Here is a 7,718-nt window from a genome sequence, read left to right on the forward strand (position 1 = left end):
TTTTTGTACTTTATATCGAAATGATGTTTAAGGAGTGGATCATGGAAGAGCAACTCATTATTTGTGAAAAACCAAAAGAGGGCGTGAGTGTCATCACGCTCAATCGCCCCAAAGTGCGCAATGCACTAAACAGTGAGCTACGCCAACAAATGGCAGATTTGTTTATTCAGTTAAATGATGATCCACAAACCAAAGCGATTGTGCTGACGGGTGGTGACAAGGTGTTTGCTGCTGGTGCCGATATCAATGATTTCTTGACGACTGGCACAGCAGATATGTATTTGCGTCGTAGCGAGCGCTATTGGGATGCCATCACTCATTGCAGCAAGCCCATTATTGCTGCCGTCAATGGCTATGCGCTTGGCGGCGGCTGTGAGCTGGCCATGCATGCTGATATCATCATCGCAGGCAAGTCTGCCAAATTTGGACAGCCCGAGATCAAAATAGGACTGATGCCAGGAGCAGGAGGCACGCAGCGTTTGTTTCGTGCCATTGGCAAACACAAGGCCATGAAGATGGTACTCACGGGCGATATGATCAGCGCTGATGAGGCGGACACAATGGGGCTGGTCTCTGAAGTCGTCGACGATGAGGCTACCATCACTCGCGCCATTGAGATCGCTGAGCAGTTATCAAACTATTCTCCTATTGCCTTAGCGCAAATCAAAGAGGTGGCAACGCTGGGTGCTGATATGCCTTTAGAAGGCGCGTTGGCCTTAGAGCGTAAAGCCTTTCAGATTCTGTTTGATACGCATGATCAAAAAGAAGGGGCCAAAGCCTTTTTGGAAAAGCGCCCTGCAGAGTATAAAGGCTATTAAGGGGCAGATGCCGCTTATCTCTTTTATCCACGCTGACCAAATCCTATCGCAAATTATGTAGAGAATCATTATGACCGTGAATACACTTGCCATTGTTGGCACTGGCATTATGGGTATGGGTATTGCCCAAATTGCTGCCCAAGCTGGTATCCAAGTCCTTTTATATGACGCCAAAGCAGGCGCAGCTGAGCAAGGGCGACACTCCTTGCAAGCCATGCTCGAAAAGCTCACCGCTAAAGGCAAATTCAGCGATGACGAGCTACAAGCTATGCTAAGCCGTTTAACCGTCGTCCAAGAGTTAAGCCAAATCGCGACCGCTGAGATCGTGGTTGAAGCCATTATCGAAAACTTAGACATCAAAAAACAGCTTTTTGCCCAGTTAGAAAGTGTGATTACCGCCGATACTATTTTGGCGACCAATACCTCCTCATTATCAGTCACGGCAATTGCTGCTGACTGTGAATATCCAGAGCGCGTGGCAGGGTTTCACTTTTTTAACCCCGTACCACTGATGAAAATTGTAGAAATCATTCCGGGCCTTTCTACTCAGCAATCAGTTATTGATGCGCTCACTGATTTGGCCAAGCGGATGGGGCATCTGGGCGTGGTCGCAAAAGACACACCGGGTTTCATCGTCAATCATGGTGGCAGAGCCTATGGCACCGAAGCGTTAAAAATACTGGGTGAGGGCGTCGCAATTTTTGAGCAAATCGACCGTATTTTGCGTGATGGCGCAGGCTTTCGCATGGGACCGTTTGAGCTGTTAGATCTGACGGGCATTGATGTGTCACACCCCGTAATGGAGTCAATTTACGACCAGTTTTATCATGAAGCGCGCTATCGCCCGCATCCATTAACCCGTCAAATGCTGGTAGGAAAAAAGCTCGGCCGTAAGGTTGGTGAAGGTTTTTATCAATACGAAAAAGGTCAGAAGGTTTCCGTAGATAGTGCTCAGAATCAAGTAACTAAGGCGGCGCTTGTCGATGATGCCACTATTAGATCAGTGTGGATTGGCGCTGATTTGGCAGAAGATAAAACGCAGCTGATTGATTACTTAAATGCTCATGACGTCACTATCGATGACAACGACACACCACACCCTGATAGTTTGGTGCTACTCGCCATCTATGGCGAAGATACGACCAATGCCGCGATTCGTTATCAGGTTGATCCCAAGCAAGCGGTTGCGATTGATATGCTTACCGAGCTTACAAAGCATCGTACGTTGATGCCAAGCATCGTCACGCAAGAACGATTCGTGGCGCAAGCTTATGCATTATTTGGCAGTAGCACGGGTAATAAAGGCTCAGATAGTCGTGAAGCAGATGCGCAGGAGGTGAGCAGTGCCACGCTGATTGCCGAAAGTACAGGTTTTGTGGCACAGCGGGTGGTCGCCATGGTAATCAATCTCGGCTGTGACATCGCCATGCAAAAGATTGCCACGCCAGAGGATATCGATAATGCCGTTAAGCTTGGGCTGGGGTATCCGTATGGCCCGATCTCTTGGGGCGATCATCTTGGCGCTTCGCGTGTGCTGCTTATTTTAGAGCGTATCTACGAGCTGACAGGTGACCCACGTTATCGTCCAAGCCCTTGGCTGCAACGCCGCGCCAAGCTTGACATGTCATTGTTTACTCAGCAAAACACTTACTAATTTGAACGACAAGATATGCTTATTAAACCATAAAACCATTATTCAGAATCGAAAAATACGACAAGGAAACGTTATGTTAGATGCCTATATTTATGATGGATTAAGAAGTCCTTTTGGTCGCTATGTTGGCGCATTAGCAACCGTACGTGCTGATGATTTGGTCGCCACCGTGATGAAAGCGTTGGTCGAAAAGCATCAACTATCTGCTGATATCTTTGATGAAGTGTTGCTAGGCAGCGCTAACCAAGCAGGCGAGGACTCTCGCAATATCGCGCGTAATGCGGCTTTGTTAGCAGGGCTGGATGTAACAACCCCAGGTCAGACAGTAAACCGTCTATGTGCGTCAGGTCTGTCTACTGTAGTCGATGCTGCTCGCAGTATCACGTGCAACGAAGGGAATATTATTTTAGCAGGTGGGGTCGAGTCGATGACACGTGCACCGTTTGTATTTGCCAAGACAGAGCAGCCTTTTAGCCGTGATTTTAAAGTATTTGATACGACCATTGGTAGCCGTTTTCCCAATCCAAGAATTATTGAGCAGTTCGGCAGTGATACCATGCCGCAGACGGGCGATAATGTCGCGCAGAAGTATGGTATTACGCGAGAGGAAGCCGATAAGTTTGCAGCCGCATCACAAGCCAAGTACCAAGCTGCCAAGCAAGCAGGATTTTTTAACGATGAAATAACACCTATCACCGTACCCCAAGGTAAGAAATTGCCTGCAAAAGTAGTCATAGAGGATGAGCATCCGCGTGCCAGCTCTAATATTCAAGCACTACAAAAGCTCAAACCGTTAAACAAAGATGGAATCGTCACCGCAGGTAATGCGTCTGGTATCAATGATGGTGCTGCCGCGCTCATCATTGGCTCAAAGCAAGCAGAGGAAAAGCTAGGCTTTAAACCGATTGCCAAGATCTTATCATCAGGTGCAATGGGTGTTGAACCCAATATCATGGGTGTGGGTCCTGTTGAAGCAATTAAGCTAGCACTAAAGCGTGCGGATCTGACCCTCGAGGACATGTCTGTCATTGAGATTAATGAAGCTTTTGCTTCTCAAGTGCTTGGCTGTCTAAAAGGGTTGGACATTGAATTTGATGATAAGCGTGTCAATCCCAATGGTGGCGCCATCGCTGTCGGCCATCCGCTTGGCGCATCAGGTGCAAGAATCGCCTTGAGTACCGCTCGAGAGCTACAGCTTACGGGTGGCAAATATGCCGTGGTCAGCTTATGTATTGGTATTGGGCAAGGGCTTGCCATGGTGATAGAACGCGTCTAAGACTCAAAAGCACGCTCGCCCCATTACTGATTATAGTTGATTCAGTTTAAAAGAGAGACAAGGCAACCGAGCGCAGATGTAACTGTGATACTTCAAGTGAGGTTAACGCTGTCACTCTTTTATAGAGGATTGACTATATCAAGGACAATTTATTATCAAGGAAGATACCATGACAACCATACTCAACGAACACGATAACTACCATCAAGCCGAAGAAGCGTATGGGTTTCCGTTAATTATCAAACAGCTACTAAACCGCGCCAAGATTGCTTCCACCAACCAAACCATTAGCTATGCCGACAAAGTCACTTATACCTATGCTGAGTTTTTTAAACGTATTAATCGCTTGGCTAATGTATTAAAAAATATGGGCTTGCAGGCAGGTGATGTGGTCGCGGTCATGGATTGGGACAGTCATCGTTACCTTGAAGCATACTTTGCAGTACCAATGTCGGGCATGATTTTGCAAACCGTTAATGTGCGTCTGTCTGAAGAAAAAGTGCTATATACCGTCAACCATGCTGCGCCAAAAGCCTTATTGTTGAATGCTGAATTTGCGCCGATGATTAAAGACTATCGTGACGATGCGCCTTCTATCGAGCATGTAATGTGGGCCGATGATGCAGAGGATGACAAAGTAGGTGGTGAGAAAGCTGAGCTGCCTGACTATGTCGATGGCGAATATGAGGCGCTCTTAGCAGCTGCTAGTGACGAGTTTGACTTCCTAGACTTTGATGAAAACACTATTGCTACAACATTCTATACCAGTGGCACGACAGGTGATCCGAAAGGAGTTTTCTTTACTCATCGTCAGATCGTACTACAGACGATGGCAAGCACACTGGCATCAGCGCTCAATGCCGAAGGTCAAGGCGCGCGCTACAACGATGTATATATGCCGATGACGCCTTTGTTTCATGTACATGCGTGGTGCTGGCCGTATGGCGCAACCATGATAGGGCTCAAGCAAGTATATCCCGGGAGATATCTGGCACCAAAACTGGTCGATTTGATTGAGCAGCACAAAGTCACGCTATCACATGGTGTCCCAGCAATACTACAGATGCTTCTCAAAGAAATGGCAGAACGCGGTCGCAAATTTGAGAATCTCAAACTGTTACTAGGTGGCTCAAAGCTCAATGAGGGCTTAGCCAAAGCAGCTATCGAATGTGGCATAGAATTTATGTCAGGGTTTGGTATGTCAGAGTCTTGCCCTGTACTGTCTCGAGCAGTATTCGATGACAAAACAGAGTCAATGACGCTAGAGGATAACCTTAACTATCGTTGTCTATCAGGTTCACCCATTATGTTAGTGTCGATGGAAATTTGGGATGAAAATGGTAAACCACAACCCATGGATGGCAAATCTACAGGCGAGCTTGTAATACGCGCGCCGTGGTTGACCCAAAGCTATTTTAAAAATCCTGACGCAGGTAATGAGTTATGGAAAGGCGGCTGGATGCATACGCAAGACATCGCCTGTATGACTGCTGATGGCACGCTAAGCATTACAGACAGGCTCAAAGATGTCATTAAATCCGGCGGCGAATGGGTATCCTCGCTTGAGGTCGAAACCATTTTGTCCTTTCATCCTAGCGTCGCTGATATCGCGGTGATTGGTGTCCCAGATGAGCGTTGGGGTGAGCGTCCCTTGGCGTTGATCGTGCTAAAACCAGACCATGTCGACACAAAAATGGAAGATATTTTGGCATTGGGTCATCAAGCAGTAGAGAGAGGCCATTTGCCAAAATACGGTGTACCAAGTGAAGTGAGGTTTTTGCCAGACATGCCAAAAACCAGCGTCGGTAAACTCGATAAAAAACGCATGCGTTCGATGTACTCAGAAAATCTCATCTAGTCAAACAATCCGGTCACCATCAAATCGACTCTGACAAAAGTGAAAACTTGCATAAACCCTAGTGCTTGACTAAATGCTAGGGATAGGGATGTGTGTGAGTCACGAGCACCCTGAGTCACATTCATCCTCTATATAACAAAACCTGTCTAATAAAAAGAGAGAAACTATGGAAGCTGCGCCTACGTTCCCAGAAATACAAGAGATTGTCACAAGCGATGAAAATCACCCATTGCATGACTTTACAGTTATCTACCCTCAGCAAGTGGAATGGGGTGATATGGACTCCTTTGGTCATGTCAATAATGTGGTTTATTACGAATATGCTCAAAATGCTCGTATCTACTACAACAGGCGGCTTGGTTTATTTAACGAACAAACGTCTTCGGTGATGGCAGCCTCATCATGTCGTTACCTCAAATCGGTTGCCTATCCCGATGAGTTATGGATTGGCGTCAAGGTCAAAAAAATCGGTAATTCAAGTCTGATTCATGAATATACCTATTACAGTACGGTGCAGAAAACAGTCGTTGCAATCGGTGAGTCGGTGTTGGTATACCTCGATAAATTGAGTGGGCAAAAAAAGCCTATCAGTGAGTCGAAAAAAGAGGCGATTGCTGCGTTAGAGAATATTGACCAAGAAGCGTAACACCCAATATATCGGTCAAATTATGATTGGGTTTTTAATTAGAAAGTACTTATTAATTAGAAGTTAATTTTCATCTAAAAGGATTATTTATTTTTATGGATTAAAGAAAGCGTAGTAGCAATTGGGATTGATAAGGATATCAACATAAAACAGGGAATAGATGAATGATGCTTTATATAAAAAGGCTATCTGTAGGTTTTGCTACGGTTGTAACATGCGTATCTGCACAAGCAATCGATCTTGTGACAACAGATGACACGACTTTGAGTATCGGTGGTTACATCAAAGCAGAAGGTGCTTTTAACTCTCCTGATGAAGGCGAGTCGGAATTTAAGGGTAATTTACGCCAGTCTCGTATTAATGTGAAAACGACTAAGTCGGTAGATGATAAAAAACTCACGGGGTTTATCGAAGGTGATTTTTATGGCGATTACGCCAAGGGCGGCTCAAACCTGCGTTTGCGTCATGCTTATGTTCAGGTTGATGATTTGACAGTGGGTAAGACTTGGAACGGTCAATTTTTGGCAGTGGCACCTCTGTCTACGGAGCAGCTTGATTTTTGGGGCACTGGTTTGGGCACGGCCTCTGGTGGTGGTTCTTATATTCGTCCAGATTTGACGTTGCACTATACTTATAAGGGGCTACGTTTTACGGCGCAAGACCCTGTTTACGATAATGCGAGCTTACCTGATATGGTGGTAAGCTACAAAGATAAGATATCTAACTTTGACTATAACGTGGCTGTCACGGCTCGTGATGCTGAGAACGGAGATGGTTCAGATGTGGGTATCGGTGTTTCTTTAGCTGGCAAGCTGACATTGGGTAAAGATTCACTCCATGCCAGTATATATAATGGTAAAGGCATGGGTGCCTATTCTGCCATCTGTGTTGGAGGACCGCTAATTATGAATGGCGGCGTAGACTGTGATGCCGAGGATGGGAAGCTGATCTCGCAAACTGGCTATAGCGTAGGATATAAGCATCAGTTTACCCAAAAGCTGCGTGGCAACTTGCGTTATGGTGAAGTAAATGTAAACGATGCGGCAGACACTTCTGCTAATGTAAAAAGCGCAAACCTTATCTATGAGTATCTACCAGATCTAGATTTGGGTATTGAGTGGAGAAATCAGGACGTAACGACATTCCCATGGATGCCAGCAGGTCAGCAAATTGAGATAATGGCAAAATATGATTTTTGAGTTGAAGTGTTTAGAGAAGTAAGCGATACGATGGCGCATCTCCATAGTTATAGTGGGGATGTATTATCTTGATTAATGATTTTTTATCAATACTTATCATGCTATTCAGGTATTAGAATATATACTAGTAACTTTCCTATAAAAATAACTGACGTTGCAATTGTAAGAGTCGAAACGCCAGTTATATTAGCTTATAAAAAGATAATGTACTGACCCATGCTGTCAAATCCGTAGAACTAAACTTGGGAGATTTTAATTACGCAGCCT

General features: G+C 45.4%; 6 protein-coding genes. All 6 read left to right on the forward strand.

The window, feature by feature from the left end; translation table 11 throughout:
• The first annotated feature begins 41 nt into the window (after positions 1–41).
• Complete coding sequence (locus tag FQV37_RS11685; protein ID WP_160023179.1) at positions 42–818, forward strand: enoyl-CoA hydratase; 777 nt, start codon at positions 42–44, stop codon at positions 816–818.
• A 70-nt stretch (positions 819–888) separates the two neighbouring features.
• Entirely contained in the window at positions 889–2,472 is a 1,584-nt protein-coding gene (locus FQV37_RS11690; RefSeq protein ID WP_160023181.1) for a 3-hydroxyacyl-CoA dehydrogenase, read from the forward strand.
• Between the two features lie 73 nt (positions 2,473–2,545).
• Complete coding sequence (locus tag FQV37_RS11695; protein WP_160023183.1) at positions 2,546–3,748, forward strand: 3-oxoadipyl-CoA thiolase; 1,203 nt, start codon at positions 2,546–2,548, stop codon at positions 3,746–3,748.
• A gap of 169 nt (positions 3,749–3,917) precedes the next feature.
• Positions 3,918–5,606, forward strand: coding sequence for a fatty acid--CoA ligase (locus FQV37_RS11700; protein WP_160023185.1), 1,689 nt, complete (start codon positions 3,918–3,920; stop codon positions 5,604–5,606).
• 166 nt (positions 5,607–5,772) lie between these two features.
• Positions 5,773–6,252, forward strand: a complete 480-nt coding sequence (locus FQV37_RS11705; RefSeq protein WP_101204506.1) for an acyl-CoA thioesterase — start codon at positions 5,773–5,775, stop codon at positions 6,250–6,252.
• Between the two features lie 242 nt (positions 6,253–6,494).
• Complete coding sequence (locus FQV37_RS11710) at positions 6,495–7,451, forward strand: hypothetical protein (RefSeq protein WP_240991025.1); 957 nt, start codon at positions 6,495–6,497, stop codon at positions 7,449–7,451.
• The last annotated feature ends 267 nt before the right edge of the window (positions 7,452–7,718 follow it).

The organism is Psychrobacter nivimaris (assembly GCF_009812035.1).
Classification (GTDB): Bacteria; Pseudomonadota; Gammaproteobacteria; order Pseudomonadales; family Moraxellaceae; genus Psychrobacter; species Psychrobacter nivimaris.

Excerpts from the sequence above, each read along its gene's own strand:
- FQV37_RS11690 (WP_160023181.1), top strand. The coding sequence starts at position 889 with ATGACCGTGAATACACTTGCCATTGTTGGCACTGGCATTATGGGTATG.
- FQV37_RS11705 (WP_101204506.1), top strand. The coding sequence starts at position 5,773 with ATGGAAGCTGCGCCTACGTTCCCAGAAATACAAGAGATTGTCACAAGC.
- FQV37_RS11695 (WP_160023183.1), top strand. The coding sequence starts at position 2,546 with ATGTTAGATGCCTATATTTATGATGGATTAAGAAGTCCTTTTGGTCGC.
- FQV37_RS11700 (WP_160023185.1), top strand. The coding sequence starts at position 3,918 with ATGACAACCATACTCAACGAACACGATAACTACCATCAAGCCGAAGAA.
- FQV37_RS11685 (WP_160023179.1), top strand. The coding sequence starts at position 42 with ATGGAAGAGCAACTCATTATTTGTGAAAAACCAAAAGAGGGCGTGAGT.